The organism is Roseococcus sp. SDR, assembly GCF_019083995.1.
Taxonomy (GTDB): Bacteria; Pseudomonadota; Alphaproteobacteria; order Acetobacterales; family Acetobacteraceae; genus Roseococcus.
Genome location: NZ_JAHRCU010000005.1, coordinates 235,540 through 252,928, shown reverse-complemented (window position 1 = coordinate 252,928; position 17,389 = coordinate 235,540). Strand labels below are relative to the sequence as shown.

Below are 17,389 nucleotides of genomic sequence, written 5' to 3'. Positions count from 1 at the left end.
TCCACACGCGGCGCCTCCACACGGGGCGCCTCCACACGGGGCGCCTCCCCGCGCGGCGGCTCCAGGCGCGCGACCTCGGGGCGCGCCGTTGCCTGGGCCGTCGGCTCGGCCCGTGCAGCCTCCGCGCGGGGCGGTGCGATGGCGGGGGTCTGGCCGGGCGCGGGCCGCGCCGCCACCTCACGCGCCGGGCGCGACCGCTCGGCCGGCGGGCGCGGCGCCTCCGCCTCGCGCGTTTCCGTGGGGTCGAGCGCGTCCAGCGCCACCTTGGGCCCGTTGCGGAAATGCCGGATCCTGGAACCCGGCCGCAGCGTCAGCTCGATGCCGCCCGCCACCTTGGTCACGGCCAGGATGTTGCGTGGCAGCCGCCGCGCCCCCGCCAGGTCGATCGCATCGGCACTGGGGAAGCGCAGGATGACGCGATCGCCTTGCTGCTCCACCTGATAGGCCGGGGCCGCCGCCCAATCGAAGACGATGCGGCCATGGCCGGGATGATCACCCGTGCGCACGCCAACCCTCTCCTGCGCCGCCGCCGGCAGCGCAAGGAGGGCCAGCCCCAGGCCAGCCAGTGTGAGGGCGCGCGCGGCGGGCCGCATCAGTCGAAGCTCGCCAGCAGCTTGTCGATCTCTTCCTGACTGGTGCCCGCACCCGGCATCTGTGGGCCGTTGGCGAGGGCGCGGCCTTCCGTCACCGGCGCGGCCGGCGCCTCATCCTCCGGCGGCGGCGGCGCCTCGCCCGAGCCGAACCGGGCCGTGACGGTGGCGACCCGGGATTCGATCGCCTTCAGCGCCGTCACCACCTTGCTGATGCGCTGGCCCGTGATGTCCTGGAAGGAGCAGGCCTCGTAGATGCGCGTGACGGCGGTGCCGAGCGCCTCCGCATCGCTGGGTGGCAGGCGCGTCTGCATCGCCTCCAATCCCTCGCAGACATCGAGGATCTCGTTCGTCGCATTCGCGGTGTGCTCCACCACCGCGTCCAGTTCATCCGTGGCGCAGGGGATGTGGCGCGCGTTGATGTCGTCCACGCGCAGCGCCGCCATCTCGGACTTGGCGCGCTGCACCTCGCGGCCCAGCGCCTCCAGCTCGGCCAGCAGGGCGGCCTCGGTGGTCGTCATGTCGCCCGCGAGGCTGCCCAGCACCTGCCGCACCGCCTGCTCGATCGGGTCCTGCCCGCTCCCGTCAGGCATGGACCAGCACCTTCTCGATCTTCTCGCGCAGCGTCTCCGCATTGAAGGGCTTCACGATGTAGTTGGAGACACCCGCCGCCTTGGCCGCAATCACGTTCTCGGTCTTGCTCTCGGCCGTGATCATGATGAAGGGGAGGTTCTTCAGCCGCGCATCGGCGCGCACCTCCTTCAGGAGGTCGAGGCCGGTCATCGGCTCCATGTTCCAGTCGCTGATGACGAGGCCGAAATTCCCCGCGCGCAGCTTGGCCAGCGCCTCGGCGCCGTCCGTCGCTTCCTCGACATTGTCGAATTCGAGCTGCTTCAGCAGGTTGCGGATGATGCGCAACATCGTCTTGTAGTCGTCCACGATCAGGACGTTCATGTTCTTGTCCAGGGCCATCGGCGGTTGCTCCTTGCTGCGGCGCTTCCTGTTGCGCCACCCGGGGTTAAGATGCGGTTATTCGAGCGGGCGTGACCGGTGGCGCGCGAGCTCGGTCGTCAGCGCCCGGGCGCGCTCGGGCCGCATCGCCGCCAGCACCGGGGCCGCCTTCGCCTCGCGCATACGGTCCACCACCTGCAGCAGCACGGGCATCTCCAGCTCATCGAAGATGCCGGCCGCATCGCGCGGGCGCATGCCCTCATAGAGGCGCACCATCTGGCGCCAGCCCTGCTCCGTGCGCTCGTCGCGCTGCCGGCCCTCGGCCTCCAGGCGCTGGCGCAGCGCGTTCAGCTCCTCCAGGCGGTCGGCGAGGCGGCGTTCAGCCGCGGCCATGAGCATCTCGCGCTGGGCCAGCGCCGCCTCGCGCGTCTCGATTTCGGCGCGGCGGGCACGCAGCGCCTCCAGCACAGCGCGTTCGGCGGCCTGGTCGGGCGCGGGCGGCGCGGCGGCGGCGGGGGGCACCGGCGCGGCGGCGACGGGCGGGCCGGCCGCCGGCGCCGTGGGCTGGGCGGCGGGTGCCTGGGCCACCGCCGGGGCAACGATGCCCGATGCGCCCTCTCCGCGCAGCAACGCCTCCAGCTTCACGCCTGCCAGTGCCGCCATGCCGAGCAACGCCAGCGGCAGCAGGCGCGGGGTGGGCCAGCGCATCACCGCATCCCCCTCACTTCATGCCGAGCGCGCGGATCAGCTCGCGCTCGGCCTCGCTGCGGACCTGCGGGGCCGCGGCCGGCGCCGCGCCCGCCAGAGGACGCGCCTGCTGCACCGCGGCTTCCAGCCGGTCGGCCAGGCTCTCCGCGCGCTCGACGAGGTAGCGCAGATCCTCCCGCACCGTCTCGGCGGCGGTGACGCGCTCACCCACCTGCCGCCCGGCGAGTTCGGTGGTGGCGCGCAGCCGCATCAGCGCGGCCTCCGCCGTGCGCGAGGCCTCCCCCAGCCCTTCCGCGCCCTGCTGCAGCGCGGCGCGATCGGCGCGCACGGCCCGCAGCATGCGGTCCAGCCGCCACGCCATGGGCAGCGTGGCCGCCAGCAGGCCGATGACGGTGACCTGGACCGCCCATTCGAGAGCATTCATGGCAGGACCTCCCAGAGGGGACGCAGAGGGTCGGAAATCCGCACGGCGGGCTTGTTCTCGCGGCGGCCCCATTCGGCCGCGAAGAGCGGCACCGTGCCGCATTGCAGCCGCACCGGCGCGCCCGGCGGCGCGTTCAGCAGGATGCGATCGCCCGGCTTGAGCGCGATGACGGAGGAGAGCGGCATCACCTGCTCGTCCAGCACCACATCGAGGCTGATGTCGGTGTGGCGCAGCTGCTCGGCCAGGTGGCGCTCCCAGATGCTGTCGCGGCCGAATTTCTCGCCCATGAACTGCTGCAGCAGCAATTCACGCACCGGCTCCAGCGTCGCATAGGGCAGCAGCAGCTCAAGCCGCCCGCCGCGATCCTCCATCTCCACGCGCAGCCGCGTCAGCACGCAGGCATTGGAGAGGCGCGAGATGGCGGCGAAGCGCGGGTTCACCTCCAGCCGCTCGAACTCGAAGCGCACATCGGTCAGCGGCGCGAAGGCGTCGCCCAGGTCATTCAGCACCACGCCGATCAGCCGCTCGACCAGCGTGCGCTCGATCGTGGTGTAGGGCCGGCCCTCGATGCGCATGGCCGCCGTGCCGCGCCGCCCGCCCAGCAGCACGTCCACCACCGAATAGATCATCGCGGAATCCACCACGATCAGGCCGAAATTGTCCCACTCGGCCACCTTGAAGACGGCGAGCATGGCGGGCAGCGGCACCGAGTTCAGGTAGTCGCCGAAGCGCTGGCTCGCGAGCCGCTCGATCGAGACCTCGACATTGTCTGAGGTGAAGTTGCGCAAGGAAGTGGAGAGGATGCGCACCAGCCGGTCGAAGATGATCTCCAGCATGGGCAGGCGCTCATAGGAGACGAGGCCCGAATGGATCACCTGCTCGATGCCGCTCTTGACCGCATCGCCGCCTGCGCCGCCGTCGAAGCCCATGAGGCTGTCGATCTCGGCCTGGCTCAGCACGCGCGCGGCGTCGGCCGGGGCTTCGGCGGGCGCCTCGGCCGCCGCCTCGGCGGGCGCGCTGCCTTCCTCCGCCAGCGCCGCCCCCCAGGCGGCCGCCATGTCGTCTTCTTCGGATGTGCCGCTCACTGGACGAGGATCTCGGTGAAGAGCACGTCCGTCACGCGCACCGGCGCGGCGGCGACATTGGCGCGCGCGATCAGCTCCTCGCGCAGGCGGTGCGTGCCGGCGCTCCCGCGCAGTTCCTCGGGGCGCACCTCGCGCAGATAGGTGGTGAAGAGGTCCACGAGGCGTGGCATGGCGGCCTGCAGCGCCGCCGCATCGGCCGGGCCCGCCACCTCCACCTGGCTCTTCACGCGGATGAAGGCGCGCCGGCCGGGCGCGTTCAGGTTGGCCGTGATGTCGGGCATGTTCACGAAGACCGGCTGGCGGTTCACCGGCTGCGGCTCCGCCTCGGCGGCGGGTGCGGGTGGCGGTGCCGGCGAGAGGATGCCGCTGAACCACACGCCGGCGCCCACGCCGCCGAGCAGCAGCGGCAGCGCCAGCAACAACAGTTTCTTCTTCGACCCGCGGGGCTTGGCTTCCGCCTCCCCCGCCGCCTCTTCGCCCTTCGCCGCGGCCATCGCCTTCAAGCACCCTTCTGGTGATCGGAGACTCGATCTCTGGCGCATCGGGGTTAACGAAGCCTTGAGCCGGCGCGACTTGCCGGGACCGGGCAGGTCTTGCCCGGCCGAGGCGGCAGGCCATGCCATTTCGGCGCGCACCGCCCTGGCATGCCGCTTGCCCAACCGCTTCCGAAGCACCACCGCGGAGGGATCATGGACAGCCCAGGCTACATCGTGCTCTCGCGCCTCACCGCCCAGCAGCGCGCGAGTCAGTTCACGGCACACAACCTCGCCAATGCCGACACGCCCGGCTACCGCGCCGCACGCCCGATCTTCGCCGAGCATGTGGAGCGCCAGGGCCGCGTCCACGGACCGAACGGCGCGGCCCAGGTCGGCTACACCTGGGACCGCGCGAGCTGGCGGGAAACCCAGCCCGGCGCCATCAGCGCAACGGGCAATCCGCTCGACATCGCGATCTCGGGCCAGGGCTTCTTCGTCGTCGAGACGCCGCGTGGCGAGCGCTACACGCGGGCCGGACGGTTTGCCATCGGCGCCGACGGGCAGATCGTGGATGTGACCGGCGCGCCGGTCCTCAACACGGATTCACGCCCCATCGCCGTGTCCCCGGGCGATACGCGCATCGAGGTGCAGGGCGACGGCACCATCCGCTCCGAGAATGGCGTGATCGGCCGGCTGCGCATCGTGCGCTTCGCCAATGAACAGCAGCTCCGCGCCGAGGGCGACCGGCACCTTGATGCCGCGGGCCAGGCGCCGGAGGAGATCGCCCGCCCGCAGCTCGTCCAGGGCGCGCTGGAGGGCAGCAACGTGCAATCCGTCCTGGAGATGACACGCATGATGGCCGAGCTGCGCGAATTCCAGTTCGCCACGCAATTCCTGGAGCGCGAGGGGGAGCGGCAGCAGAGCGCCGTGGACCGCCTGCTCCGCCGCCGCAGCTGATCGGAGAACCTGAATCATGCGCTCCCTCGCCATCGCCGCGACCGGAATGCTCGCCCAGCAGACCAATGTCGAGGTCATCTCCAACAACCTCGCGAATATGGGCACCACCGGCTACAAGCGCCGCCGCGCCGAGTTCCAGGACCTGATCTACCAGAACCTCCGCCGCGTCGGCTCGCAGAGCAACGACACGGGCAGCGTGCTGCCCTCCGGCGCGCAGGTGGGCCTCGGTGTCCGCACCGCCGCCGTCTACCGCATTTCCGAGCAGGGCAACCTGCAGCAGACGGAAAACCGCTTCGACCTCGCCATCCGCGGCAATGGCTATTTCCAGATCCAGATGCCCTCGGGCGAGATCGCCTATACCCGCGACGGCACCTTCGCCCTCAGCCCCGAAGGCGTGCTGGTGACGGCCGAGGGCTTCGTGGTGCAGCCCGGCATCACCATCCCCGCCGCCGCGCGGGATGTCACGATCAACGCGAGCGGCGAGGTGCTGGCGCGCCTCGACGGCCAGGTGGCGCCGCAGAATGTGGGGCAGATCCAGACCGCGATCTTCGCCAATGAGGGCGGGCTGGAAGCGGTGGGCGACAACCTCTTCCTCGCCACGCCGGCCTCCGGCCAGCCGCAGGCGGCAGCCCCCGGCCAGCCGGGCCATGGCTCGGTCATGCAGGGCTTCATCGAGACCAGCAATGTGAACACGGTGCAGGAGATCACCTCGCTCATCACCGCGCAGCGCGCCTATGAGATGAACAGCCGCGTCATCACCGCAAGCGATGAGATGCTCAGCACGCTGACGAGGCTGCGTTAATGCAGCGCCGCCCTCTCCTGGCGCTGGCCGCCCTCGCTCTGCCCGCCCGCGCGCAAGCGCAGAACGCGCCGCCGCCCGCCATCCTGCGCCCACACGCGCTGCTCGATGGCGAGGTGCTGCGCGTCGGCGACCTCTTCGACCAGGCGGGCCCGCATGCGGAGCGGGTCATCGCCGCCAGCCCCCAGCCCGGGCGCCGGATGGTGCTGGAGGTCCAGAACATCGTGAACATCGCACGCCAGAACGGCGTGAACTGGCGGCCCCTGACCGGCACCGAGCGCGTCGTCATCGAGCGTCCCGGCCGCACCGTGCCACGCGCCGAGATCGAGGCGCTGCTGCGCGACGAACTCACGCGCCACGGCATCGAGCCCGAGATGGAGATCGAACTCCCCGGCCTGATCCCGCCCATGATCCCCGCCCAGGCCTGGTTCCAGCTCGCCCTCGAAGGGGTGAGCGTCGAGCAGCCCGGTGCGCGCTTCCAGGCCACGCTCGTCGTGCTGGCCGATGGCGCGGGCACGCAGCGCATGCGCCTCGCCGGCCGGGCCGTCGTCACGGTGCCCGTCGTCGTCGCCACGCGGCGCCTGGCGCTGGGCGAGGTGATCGGCCCGAATGATGCCCGCCTCGCCCGCCTGCGCGCCGAGCGCGTGCGGCCCGGCCAGGCGCAGCAGCTCGCCCAGGTGGTGGGCCAGGAGCTGCGCCGGCCCATGGCCGCCGAACAGGGCTTCGCGCTGGTGGATCTCGGCCCGCCCTCCATCGTGCAGAAGAACGCGCTGGTGACGCTGCTGCTGGATGCGGGCGGGCTTCAGCTCACCGCCCAGGGCCGCGCGCTGGAAGCCGCCGCGCGCGGCGCCACGGTGCCGGTGATGAACCTCGCCAGCCGCAACATCGTCGAGGGGGTGGCCGTGGCACCCGGCCGGGTGCGCGTGGCCATGGGCGCCATCCCGGTGGCCGCGCGATGAAGGCCGCGCTTCTCCTCCTGCCGCTGGCCCTGGCCGCCTGCGGCCAGGCCGAGCGCCTCTCACGCATCGGCCGCGCGCCCGATTTCTCGCCGGTGACGGACCCGACGCAGGACCCCCGTTACCGCCCCGTCTCCATGCCCATGCCCGCCCCCTATGAGGCGCCGCCGCTCGCCAATTCGCTCTGGCGCCCCGGCAGCCGCACCTTCCTGCGCGACCAGCGCGCGGCGCAGGTGGGGGACCTCATCACCATCCTCGTCACCATCGATGACGACGCGCAGCTCGCCAACCGCACGCAGCGCAGCCGCACCGGCAGCGAGACGGCCGCCGCCGTCAATCTCTACGGGCAGGAGCGCGCGCCGCGGCGGCTCTATCCGCCGGGCGCCGTGCCCTCCGCGCTGCTCAACACCGACAGCGCCGGCAACAGCGACGGCAACGGCAATGTCCGGCGCAACGAGACGGTCAACCTGCGCCTCGCCGGCACCGTCACGCAGACCCTGCCCAACGGCAACATGGTGGTGATGGCGCGGCAGGAGGTGCGGGTGAACAACGAGATGCGCGAGCTTTCGCTGCAAGGCATTCTCCGCCCGCAGGACATCGCCTCCGACAACACGGTGCGGCATGACCGGCTGGCCGAGGCGCGCATCTCCTATGGCGGGCGCGGCTCGCTCTCGGACATCCAGCAGCCGCGGCTCGGGCAGCAGCTGCTCGACATCATCTCGCCCTTCTGAGGATGGCTGCGGGCGGTTACCGGCACTCGCTCAAGGGACGCGTCGCCGAGGCGCGGCGGCCATCGGCGCCGCGATAGCAGCCATCGACCCAGGTGCCGCGATAGGTGGTGCGTGTCGAGGCGACATAGTATTCGCCCTGGCCATCGGGCCGATCCGCCTTCCACTCGCCCGAATAGCGCGTGCCGCTGCGCCACACATAGACGCCCTGGCCATGAAACTTGTTGGCCAGGAACCTGCCCTCGTAACTGTCGCCGCTCGCAAAGGTCTGTCGGCCCTGGCCGCTGCGCAGGCCATCCAGGAACTCGCCGACATAACGGTTGCCATTGGCCCAGCTCATGGTGGCGCGGCCGGTGCGCTGCCCATCGCGGAACTCGCCCTCATACTGGTCGCCATTGGCCCAGGTGTAGACGCCGCGCCCCTGTTGGCGGCCATCCTGGTACATCCCCTCATAGCGGTTGCCATTGGCGTAGATATAGGTGCCCTGGCCGTGCGCGCGCCCCTCGCGCCGCGGCCCCTCGAAGCGGGCGAGGCGCGCCTGGCCGTCTTCCGTCCAGCGCCAGTCGCCGCTGCCGGGCCCCTCCGCTGGGCCGCGCGGGCAGGCGCCGTCCCAGGTGACCCTCGAATCCGCCCGTGGGTTGGCATTCCACACCCAGCAGCCGTTGCGCGCATCCACCGTCCAGCCCGGGCGGCCCGGCTGGGCCAAGGTGTCGGGCGATGGCGGCGGGGGCGCGCCCGCCGAAGGGGGCGTCACCGGCCGAGGGGGCGGTGGCGGCGCACTCCGCGCCTCGACCACGCATTGGATCTGGATGGGCGGCGCGTTGCAGCCATTGAGGTGCAGCGCCTGCGTGGCGCCGGGGGCATAGGCGCGGACATTCCCGGCGTCGCAGGCCTCGGCACTCGCGTAGTTGCAGGCCTGCACATTGCTCTGCGTCGTCGCGCTGCGCCAATTGCCGCCCAGCTCTCGCCAGAAATACTGCACCTGGCCCGGCTGGAAGCTCTGCGCGGCCGTGCCGCCACCCCCACCACCGCCGCCAGCCGCCGGTTGGGGCTGCGTCTGCTGGGCCTGCGTCTGCTGGGGCGGCGTGCCGGATCGCCGGAAGCAGCGCATCGGCTCGCAGGTGGAACTGGTGCAGAGCGCCTCCATGGCGCGGCGCGCCGCCTGGTAGTCCGGGTTGGTGGTGGAATGGAACTGGCCGTTCCAACCCACCCCATAGCCGATCGGCGCCGTGCCGCGCGCCTCGCACTGGTAGTCGCCGGGCGTCACGTTCATCGGGCGACGGAACACGGGCTGATAGGCGGCGGCGCGCTGCGCATCCATCTCCCGGCAGATCGCGCCCGGCGTCATCGAGCCCTGGCAGGCGTTGCGGTTGCCCTCGCCCCGCTCGCAGGCCTCGATCGCCTCGTTGAAGGCCAGCCCCTCCGTCGTCGCGTGACGGCCGACATAGACATTGCCGTTCGGCTCGAAATGCGCGGGCTCCCGCTTGCCGCCCTCGATGAAGCAGACCCAGCTGCTCTGCTGCGCGAAGGCCGGAAAGGCAAGGAGCATGGCCCAGGCCCATGCGGCGAGCGCCGCCCTTCCGATCCGCATCGCCCGATCACCTTCTCCGACGCGAGCGGCCAGGAGCGGCATCCAACACCGCCCCGTGCCATCCCACCTTTGCCTTGCCTGATATAAATCTTGAGCAGAGACGAAACGAACGGCAAGGGGCGGTGGCCGGCCCCGTGTTGGCTCGGCCGCATTCCCCTTGCTAGGCTTCGCCAACACCGGGGGAAGCGCCATGGCGGATGAGTTCGATTATGTGATCGTAGGCTGCGGGGCGGCGGGGTCGCTGCTCGCGGCACGGCTCAGCGAGGATGCCCAATCCAGCGTCTGCGTGCTGGAGGCCGGCCCGAAGGACCGCAACCCCTTCATCCATATCCCGGCCGGCTTCATCAAGACACTGAAGGACCCGGGTGTGACCTGGCAGTTCAGCACCGAACCCACCGAGCGCACCGGCGGGCGGCGCATCGCGACCGTGCAGGGGCGCACGTTGGGCGGCTCCTCCTCCGTCAACGGCATGATCTACAATCGCGGCCAGCCGAACGACCTGGACCACTGGGCGCAGCGCGGCAATCGCGGCTGGGGCTATGCGGATTGCCTGCCCTATTTCATGCGCACCGAGCGCCGCATCGGCTATGGTGACCCCGAGCGGCGCGGCCGCACCGAGGGCATTCCCGTCACCGACATGGACTGGATCCATCCGGTGACCGAAGCCTTCATCGCCGGCTGCGTGGGCTTGGGCATCCCCCGCAATCCCGACTACAACAGCGGTGACCAGGCGGGAGTCGGCTATTTCCAGCGCGCGATCCTGAACGGCCGCCGCGTCAGCGCCTATCGCGCCTTCCTGCACAATGCGCTGAACCGCCCCAACCTCTCGCTGCGCACCAATGCGAGGGCGTGCGAGATCATCCTGGAGGGCAAGCGCGCCGTCGGCGTGCGCTACCTCTCGGAGCGCGGCGGCAAGCCCGTCGAGGTGCGTGCGCGGCGCGAGGTGATCCTCTCGGGCGGCACGGCCAATACCGCGCGCCTGATGCAGGTCTCCGGCATCGGGCCCGGCTGGCTGCTGCAGAAGCTGGGCGTCGCGGTCCGGCACGAACTCGCCGGCGTCGGCGAGAATTTCCGCGACCACTACGCGAGCCGCTTCGTGATGCGCGCCAAGCCCGGCACGCAGACGCTGAACGAGCTCTCCAAGGGCCTCAACCTTGGCAAGCAGCTGCTGCGCTGGGGCACCGGCCAGCCCAATATCCTCGCCACCGCACCCAGCCACGCGCATGTCTTCTGGAAAAGCTTCGAAGGCCTCGACCAGCCCGACCTGCAATGCGTCTTCACGCCCGGCTCCTACAAGGAGGGCATGGTCTATGTGCTGGACGATTATCCCGGCATGACCGCCGGCGCCTGGCAGCACCGGCCCGAGAGCAAGGGCTGGGTCCGCGCCCGCAGCACCGACGTCTTCGAGGACCCGGAGATCCAGCCCAATTACCTCTCGGACGAGATGGATCGCCGCGTGCATATCGGCGGCATGCGCCTGCTGCGGCGGATGCTCTCGACGCCCGAGCTCGCCCCCTTCGTGGATCGCGAAACCCTGCCCGGCCCCGATGTGCAGACGGATGACGAGCTGCTGGACTTCGCCTTCAAGAATGGCAGCACGACCTACCACCTGATCGGCACCGCGCGGATGGGCCCGGCCGATGACCCGACCTCGGTGGTGGATGACCGCCTGCGCGTGCATGGCATGACGGGGCTGCGCGTGGTGGACGCCTCCATCATGCCGGCCATGGTCAGCGCCAATACCTATGCGACGACGCTGATGATCGCCGAGAAGGCCAGCGACTTCATCCGCGGGCGGGAGATGGCGAGCGCGGCGTGATCGGCGGTCATCGGCCTCGCGGATCGCCGCCATCCGCCGGTCCGATTGGCGCGCCCCGGAGGCTCGGGCCAGATGAGCGGGAACAGGAGTGAACCGACATGCGTCTTGCCCTCGCCCTTGCCGCCTTGCTGCTGCCAGGCGGCCCCGCATCCGCCCAGACCGCCCAGGCTTTCGTCTGCAACAACACGATCGTCGTCACCACCAGCATCGGGTTCGGCATGGGGAGCGGGGGCCCGACCTATCGCTACGACGTCTTCGCAAACTTCGCCCAATGGACGCCAGGTGCCCCCCAAGTCACCCTGACGGTCCAGTTCGTTCCGCCCCCCGGGACCCTGCCGGCCGCTTCCGCGCAGCTTTCCGTCACCAACATGAGCAGCGTAATCCCCGCCACCCTGGGGCAGGAGCCGATCAGGGGCACCGGCCCCTCGGTGCCCCATGTGCTGCGCTACCTGCAGATCACCTGCCCCTGAGGCGCCCTCAAGCCTCTTCTTCCTTCTCCGGAATCTCCAGCACCGATTGCGGCCCCTTCTTCGGCTGGCGATACTTCTGCCAGCCGAAGCGGCGATTATCGCCCGGGCGCAGGCGCATATCCTCGCGCAGCGCGGTGAAGGGCAGCGTGGCGGGGTCCGCCACCACCGGGCCGGGTGCCGCGGCCACCAGCACGCTGGCCGCGATCGGCTGGAAATGCGCGCGGAAGTGCACGCTGGACTTCACCGCCACGATCTTTTCCTGCGCCGGGTCCACGCCGAGTTGCAGGAAGATGGACTGGTCATGCGCCTGCATCTTGCGGCTGACGATGACGACGCGCACGCCGCCGATGCGCAGCAGCGCCGAGGGGCCGAGATCGGCCGGGTTGCCCTTGCCCATGGGGCCGGTCAGGGTGAAGCGGCCATCGCCCAGCTTCTCGATCACGCCGGTCACGGTGAGCGGCACGCCATCGCTCTTGCCGCCCAGTGCCAGGGTGATGGTCGCCCCCTCGCCCGCCGCGTGGCAGGCGGCCGCACTCTCGGCGTCGTTCATGGGCGCCAGCACGGCGCCCTGCGCATCCTGCGCGATGAGTTCCGCCAGCAGGCCGGTGGTGTCGCCATGTCCGCCGCCGCCCGGATTGTCCTGCGTGTCGGCGATGATGATGGGCTTGCCGCCGGAGGAGCGGATCGCCTCCGCGACGGCTTCCGCCGCCGGCTGCACCGCGCCGGCGAAGCTCGCCTCGCGCGCGCGGATCGCCTTGGCCAGCGCCTCTGCCGCGGCTGCGGCGGCTTCCGGCGTCTCGGCATAGGCGGCGATGGCCTGGCCGCAGCCCGCGAAATCCGCGTAGGGGAAGCCGAAGCAATAGGCGAGCTCGACCACGCCGGCCTCGATCTCCGCGCGCTGCGCCATCACACCCGCCATCGGCTCCACCATCGTGCATTGGCTGGTGATGGGGATGAGGAAATCGAGCTCCCGGAAGGCCATGGCCCAGGGCTGGCCGCGCTGGATGCGCCGGATCAGCAGCGCCATGGCGCGCTGGCCCACCGCCAGCATGTCCACATGCGGATAGGTGCGATAGGGCACGATGACATCGGCCAGCTCCGCCATCTGCCGCGTCATGTTGGCATGCGGGTCGAGCGTGATGGCGAGCGGCATGGCCGGCCCCACCACCGCGCGCACGCGGCGCATGAGTTCGCCCTCCGCATCCGGATAGTCATCGCTCACCATGGCGCCATGCAGGTCAAGGAAGACCCCGTCCACGGTCGCTTCCTCCATCGCGACCGAGAGCGCATCCACAATCATCGCGCTGATCCGCTCGAAGGCCTCGCGCGTCACGGGGCCGGCTGGGTTGGCGAAGCACCAGCCGAGCGGGGCGATGCTGGCGCCGTGTTTCATCGCCTCGCTGATGCCGCCCCAGGCGCAGGTGGAGGTGCCCTTCAGGCCCTCCATCATCGCGGCCGGGCGTTGCAGCGCAGGCAGCCCACCGGGCGTCAGGAAATTCGCCCATTCGGTCGGGCGCGGGGCGAAGGAATGGCTTTCGTGCAGGAAGCCGGCGACGGCGATGCGCATGTTCAGAAATCCATGTTGTGGCGATAGAGATCCATGACCCGCGGCGGGACCGTCACGCTGCCCTCGCGCGTCGCGCCCAGCCGGCGCGCGACCCGGACGGAGGCATCATTCGCGGGTTCGATGCAGCTGACGAGGCGCGTGAAGCCGAGGTCATCGCGGGCGTGGCGGCGGATGGCGCGCGCCGCCTCGGTGGCGTAGCCGCGGCCCTGATGGGCGGGGAAGAGCGTCCAATGGATCTCGGGCTCGGGCCAGCCTTCGGGGAACCAGAGGCCCGCCTGGCCGACCACGCTTCCCTCGCCCGTGAGTTCCAGCACCCAGATGCCATAGCCGCGCAGCACGCGGTGCCCGGCATACATGGCCATGCGGCGCCAGGCATCGGCGCGGCCGCAGGGTCCGCCCACGAAGCGCGAGGCCTCGCTGGCCCAGAAATCGGCGAAGGGCGCAAAATCCTCGGCGCGGAATTCGCGCAGTGTCAGGCGTTCGCTGGTCAGGATGGGCGTCACCGCGCCGTCTCCAGCACGGAATCGGCCAGCACCCGCAGCCCCTTCTCCGCCCAGTCGCGGGAGATGGATTCACTCGGATGGTGGCTGATGCCGCCATGGCAGGGGATGAAGAGCATGACGGCAGGCATGCACGCCGCCGCGTGATAGGCATCATGCCCCGCGCCCGAGAGGATGTCCCGGTGGCGGAAGCCGTGGCGATCGGCGCTGGCGCGCAGGCGCTGCGCCAGGCCCGCGTCGAAATGCACGGCGGCGAAGCTCCAATAGGGCTCGCGCTTCACGGAGAGGCCACGGCGCGTGGCGATGGCCGCCATGGCGGCGTCGGCCTCGCCGAGCAATTGCGCCAGCACGGCGTCCGAGGGGTGGCGGTATTCAAAGGCGAAGCGCACCTGGCCCGGCACCACGCCATCCGCGCCGGGCTCCACCAGGAAGCGGCAGATCGTCATGCGCGCCTCGGGGGCGATGCGGTGCAGCACGCCCTCGCCCGCCGTGATCATCTCGGCCGCGGCCAGCACGGCGTCGCGCCGCATCTCCATGGGCGTGGTGCCGGCATGGCTGGTCTCGCCGGTGACGGTGACCAGCGCACGCTCGGTGGCGAAGCCGCCGGTGACGATGCCGAGGTCAAACCCTTCGGCCTCCAGCACCGGGCCTTGCTCGATATGCGCTTCGAAATAGGCGGCGGCGTCCTGCAAGCCTGCGGGGTCGGCCGGGCCGGCCCAACCGGTGGCGGCGAGCGCTTCGCCATAGGGCTGCCCGTCATCCAGCGCGGGGCGGGCCAGCACCTCCGCCTCGCTCAGCACGCCCATGGCGCCGGCGGCGCCGATCATGGAGGGGCTGAAGCGGCAGCCCTCCTCGCTGGTCCAGTTCACCAGGATGATGGGCGCCTCGGTCTCCGTGCCGCTTTCGTGCAAAGCGTGCAGGATCTCGAGGCCAGCCAGCACGCCATAGGGCCCATCGAACTTGCCGCCGGTGGGCTGGGTGTCCAGATGGCTGCCCACCAGCACGGGCTTGCGCGTCGGGTCCCTGCCCTCGCGCCGCAGCGCCATGTTGCCGAGGCGATCCACGGAGAGCGTCAGCCCGATCTCGGCACCCCAGCGCGCCAGCAGCGCCCGCGCCTCTCCATCCAGCGCGGAGAGCGCCGGGCGGTTGTTGCCGCCGCCCGGAATGGGGCCGATCGCCGCCATCTCCATCAGCCGCGCCCAGAGGCGCTCGGTGGAGAGCGGCAGGTTCACGTCCGCACCAGCCCCGCGGTGGCCAGCGCCGCATCGGCCAGAACCAGCATCCCCGCCGTCGCCCATTCGGGCGTGATGCTCTCGGCCTCGTTGTGGCTGAGGCCGCCATGGCAGGGGCAGAAGACCATCACGGTGGGTACGCGCCGCGCCATATAGACCGCGTCATGCCCGATGCCGGTCGGAATGTCGCGCCACTTGAAGCCGCGCGCCGTGGCGCTGTCGCGTGCGCGCTGGATGAGCGCGGGGTCGAAGGGCGTGAGCGGCGAGTGCCAGAAGCGCGTGACGGTGATGGTCACGCCGCGCGCCAGCGCGATCTCCTCGGCGCGGGCGCGCAGCCTCGTCTCCATCGCCTCCAGCGCGGCGGGGTCGCCATGGCGCATGTCGATGGTGAAGAAGACGCGGCTGGGCGCGATATTGCGGCTGGAGGGGTAGATATCGACGACGCCCACCGTGCCGCGCCCCTTCTCGCCGGAGGGGGCGAGGGTGGTGAGCGCGATCTCCTCGACGGCGCTCATCAGGGGGGCGGCCGCCATCAGCGCATCGCGCCGCCCGGCCATGGGCGAGCCGCCATGCGCCTCCTCGCCCTCCACCACCACCTCGAACCAGGTCTGGCCCAGCGCGTGGGTGACGACGCCCACGTCGAAACCCTCATCCTCCAGCAGCTTGCCCTGCTCGATATGGAGTTCGAGGTAATGGCCGACCTTCTGGAGCTCCGCGGGGTCCGCAGCTCCCTGCCAGCCGATGCGGCGCAGCTCCTCGCCGAAGACGGCGCCGTCCGGGCTCCGCTTCGCCAGGATCTCGGCCTCGGTGAAGATGCCCATGGCGCCGCCGCTGCCCATCATGGGCGGCGAGAAGCGCGAGCCTTCCTCATTGGTCCAGTTGATCAGCAGAAGCGGCGCCTCGGTCTCGGCCCCCGCCTCGTGCAGCGCGCGCATGATCTCAAGCCCCGCCAGCACGCCCAGCACGCCGTCGAATTTCCCGCCCGTGGGCTGGGTGTCGAGATGGCTGCCGATGGCGACCGGCGGCAGGCTGGGGTTCCGCCCCTCGCGCCGGAAGATCATGTTGCCCAGGCGGTCCACCGTCATCGTCAGGCCCGCCGCCTCCGCCCAGCGCTGGAACAACGCGCGGCCTTGCGCATCCACATCGGTCAGCGTCTGGCGGTTGCAGCCGCCCTTCGCCGTGCCGCCGATCTTCGCCATTTCCATCAGGCTGTCCCAGAGGCGGGGGCCACTCAGCGGCAAATTATGCATGTTCGACCCCACACCATTCCGCCATGGTCAGCGCGATGCTGCGCGTGATGCCGTGGATGCTCTCCACGCCCACGCTCTCGTCAATGCCGTGAATGTCCTGCGCATCCGGCCCGAACACCGCGCAGGGCGTGCCCTGGTAAAGCACGAAGTGCCGGCCATCGGTGAGCCCCGTCGCCGGATAGTCCCGCAGCGTGCCGCCGGTCGCCTCGGCATAGCTGCGCTGGGCGAGCGCGCTGATCGCCGTGTCCTTCGGGAAGACGCAGGCATCGGCGAGAAAGCCCTTGAACTCCAGCTTCACCTGCGCGCCGCGCAGCCGCTCATGCGTGGCCGCCTTGGCCACCAGCGCCTCGATATCCGCCTTGGTCTGCCGCGCCGAATAGCCGAGCATCACGCCCACCCGCAGCCCGATGCGGCAGCGGGTCGCGACCGAGGAATTCCACTCGCCGCCCGTGATGGTACCGAGGTTCACATTCACCGGATGGTTCACGCCATGGAAGGCGGCGTGGATGTTCTCGCCCCGGTTGCGCTCGGCCTCGTAATCCTTGAAGGCGCCGGCGATGATGTTGGCGGCCTCGATCGCGTTGATGCCGGCCTGCATGTCCCGCACATGGGCGGGCCGGCCGCTCACCGTCACCCAGGCCCAGACCACGCCGACCTCGGCCGTGTAGAGAGCATCCAGCCCCGGCCCGGGTTCGGGGATGATCACTCCATCGGCCTTGGGCAGCGCCAGCATGGTGGCGAGCGCGCCATTGCCGGTGCATTCCTCCTCGATCACCGCCTGCATCTGCACCTCGGCGGCCGGCTGCAGACCCGCGCGCTTCAAGGCGGCGAAGGCCATGGCGTAGCTCACGATGCCGGCCTTCATGTCGCCCGCGCCGCGGCCATAGACGCGGCCGCCCCGGATGGTCGGCGCATAGGGCGGTGTCTCCCACATGTCGGCCGCCCCTTCGGGCACCACATCCACATGGCCCTGCAGCACCAGGCTGCGGCCCTTGGCGGCCTTGGGGCGATGGATCGCCGCCACATTGTCGCGGCCCGCATAATCGATCAGCGGCGGCGAGAAGCCCGGGTGGTCGGCCAGCTTCGCGGGGTCGGTGGGGATGCGCTGGGGGGTCAGGCCCAGATGCCGGTACAGCCGCTCCATCTCGTTCAGCGCCGAGGCCTCATTGCCCAGGGTGGAGGGGCAGCGGACCAGGCGGAACAGCCAGTCCAGGCTTTCGTCACGCAGCGAATCGCAGGCGTCCAGAATGGCGCGTCGCGCGCCGGCATCGAGGGAGGTCATGCCC

At 70.8% G+C, this 17,389-nt stretch carries 18 protein-coding genes and 1 pseudogene; 6 read left to right on the top strand and 13 right to left on the bottom strand.

Annotated features, from left to right (window positions below; genetic code table 11):
- The 7 genes and pseudogenes from KTR66_RS08240 to KTR66_RS08210 all read right to left on the bottom strand — a co-directional run.
- Positions 1-506: pseudogene (locus KTR66_RS08240) on the bottom strand (hypothetical protein); the annotation flags it as partial.
- Between the two features lie 86 nt (positions 507-592).
- Positions 593-1,183 (bottom strand): protein phosphatase CheZ, encoded by a 591-nt coding sequence (locus KTR66_RS08235; protein ID WP_213612085.1) that lies wholly within the window; start codon positions 1,181-1,183, stop codon positions 593-595.
- Positions 1,176-1,562 carry a chemotaxis response regulator CheY gene (locus KTR66_RS08230; RefSeq protein ID WP_213612084.1) on the bottom strand — a complete coding sequence of 129 codons (387 nt, stop codon included), beginning with the start codon at positions 1,560-1,562 and terminating at the stop codon, positions 1,176-1,178. The genes KTR66_RS08235 and KTR66_RS08230 overlap by 8 nt, the downstream gene beginning before the upstream one ends.
- A gap of 57 nt (positions 1,563-1,619) precedes the next feature.
- Positions 1,620-2,249 carry a MotE family protein gene (locus KTR66_RS08225; protein WP_213612083.1) on the bottom strand — a complete coding sequence of 210 codons (630 nt, stop codon included), beginning with the start codon at positions 2,247-2,249 and terminating at the stop codon, positions 1,620-1,622.
- A gap of 13 nt (positions 2,250-2,262) precedes the next feature.
- Positions 2,263-2,673, bottom strand: a complete 411-nt coding sequence (locus KTR66_RS08220; RefSeq protein WP_213612082.1) for a DUF6468 domain-containing protein — start codon at positions 2,671-2,673, stop codon at positions 2,263-2,265.
- Complete coding sequence (gene fliM, locus KTR66_RS08215; protein ID WP_213612081.1) at positions 2,670-3,731, bottom strand: flagellar motor switch protein FliM; 1,062 nt, start codon at positions 3,729-3,731, stop codon at positions 2,670-2,672. The genes KTR66_RS08220 and fliM overlap by 4 nt, the downstream gene beginning before the upstream one ends.
- 23 nt (positions 3,732-3,754) lie before the next feature.
- Positions 3,755-4,252 (bottom strand): flagellar basal body-associated FliL family protein, encoded by a 498-nt coding sequence (locus KTR66_RS08210; RefSeq protein WP_213612103.1) that lies wholly within the window; start codon positions 4,250-4,252, stop codon positions 3,755-3,757.
- Positions 4,253-4,447: 195 nt separating this feature from the next.
- Between KTR66_RS08210 and flgF the strand changes: the two genes are divergently transcribed.
- Genes flgF through flgH form a run of 4 tightly spaced genes read left to right on the top strand, consistent with a single transcriptional unit; the run spans position 4,448 to position 7,677 of the window.
- Positions 4,448-5,191, top strand: coding sequence for a flagellar basal-body rod protein FlgF (flgF, locus tag KTR66_RS08205; protein ID WP_213612080.1), 744 nt, complete (start codon positions 4,448-4,450; stop codon positions 5,189-5,191).
- A 16-nt stretch (positions 5,192-5,207) separates the two neighbouring features.
- Complete coding sequence (flgG, locus tag KTR66_RS08200) at positions 5,208-5,993, top strand: flagellar basal-body rod protein FlgG (protein ID WP_213612079.1); 786 nt, start codon at positions 5,208-5,210, stop codon at positions 5,991-5,993.
- The gene (gene flgA / locus KTR66_RS08195) at positions 5,993-6,949 is read left to right on the top strand and encodes a flagellar basal body P-ring formation chaperone FlgA (protein WP_213612078.1); all 957 of its coding nucleotides are present in this window, start codon (positions 5,993-5,995) and stop codon (positions 6,947-6,949) included. The genes flgG and flgA overlap by 1 nt, the downstream gene beginning before the upstream one ends.
- Complete coding sequence (gene flgH / locus KTR66_RS08190; RefSeq protein ID WP_213612077.1) at positions 6,946-7,677, top strand: flagellar basal body L-ring protein FlgH; 732 nt, start codon at positions 6,946-6,948, stop codon at positions 7,675-7,677. Before flgA ends, flgH begins: the two co-directional genes overlap by 4 nt.
- Before the next feature lie 16 nt (positions 7,678-7,693).
- Here flgH and KTR66_RS08185 read toward each other — a convergent pair whose 3' ends face one another.
- Positions 7,694-9,265 carry an MORN repeat-containing protein gene (locus KTR66_RS08185; protein ID WP_213612076.1) on the bottom strand — a complete coding sequence of 524 codons (1,572 nt, stop codon included), beginning with the start codon at positions 9,263-9,265 and terminating at the stop codon, positions 7,694-7,696.
- A gap of 190 nt (positions 9,266-9,455) precedes the next feature.
- Between KTR66_RS08185 and KTR66_RS08180 the strand changes: the two genes are divergently transcribed.
- Positions 9,456-11,084: a GMC family oxidoreductase gene (locus KTR66_RS08180; RefSeq protein WP_213612075.1), complete on the top strand. Its 1,629-nt coding sequence runs from the start codon at positions 9,456-9,458 to the stop codon at positions 11,082-11,084.
- A gap of 98 nt (positions 11,085-11,182) precedes the next feature.
- The gene (locus KTR66_RS08175) at positions 11,183-11,554 is read left to right on the top strand and encodes a hypothetical protein (protein ID WP_213612074.1); all 372 of its coding nucleotides are present in this window, start codon (positions 11,183-11,185) and stop codon (positions 11,552-11,554) included.
- A 7-nt stretch (positions 11,555-11,561) separates the two neighbouring features.
- Here KTR66_RS08175 and KTR66_RS08170 read toward each other — a convergent pair whose 3' ends face one another.
- The 5 genes from KTR66_RS08170 to KTR66_RS08150 are packed head-to-tail and all read right to left on the bottom strand — an operon-like array spanning position 11,562 to position 17,385.
- Positions 11,562-13,121, bottom strand: a complete 1,560-nt coding sequence (locus KTR66_RS08170) for a M81 family metallopeptidase (RefSeq protein ID WP_213612073.1) — start codon at positions 13,119-13,121, stop codon at positions 11,562-11,564.
- Positions 13,122-13,123: 2 nt separating this feature from the next.
- Positions 13,124-13,624: a GNAT family N-acetyltransferase gene (locus KTR66_RS08165; protein ID WP_213612072.1), complete on the bottom strand. Its 501-nt coding sequence runs from the start codon at positions 13,622-13,624 to the stop codon at positions 13,124-13,126.
- Positions 13,621-14,853, bottom strand: a complete 1,233-nt coding sequence (locus tag KTR66_RS08160; RefSeq protein ID WP_371819054.1) for a Zn-dependent hydrolase — start codon at positions 14,851-14,853, stop codon at positions 13,621-13,623. The genes KTR66_RS08165 and KTR66_RS08160 overlap by 4 nt, the downstream gene beginning before the upstream one ends.
- Complete coding sequence (locus KTR66_RS08155) at positions 14,850-16,103, bottom strand: Zn-dependent hydrolase (protein WP_213612070.1); 1,254 nt, start codon at positions 16,101-16,103, stop codon at positions 14,850-14,852. The genes KTR66_RS08160 and KTR66_RS08155 overlap by 4 nt, the downstream gene beginning before the upstream one ends.
- Positions 16,096-17,385 carry an ArgE/DapE family deacylase gene (locus tag KTR66_RS08150; protein ID WP_213612069.1) on the bottom strand — a complete coding sequence of 430 codons (1,290 nt, stop codon included), beginning with the start codon at positions 17,383-17,385 and terminating at the stop codon, positions 16,096-16,098. Before KTR66_RS08150 ends, KTR66_RS08155 begins: the two co-directional genes overlap by 8 nt.
- Between the last annotated feature and the right edge of the window lie 4 nt (positions 17,386-17,389).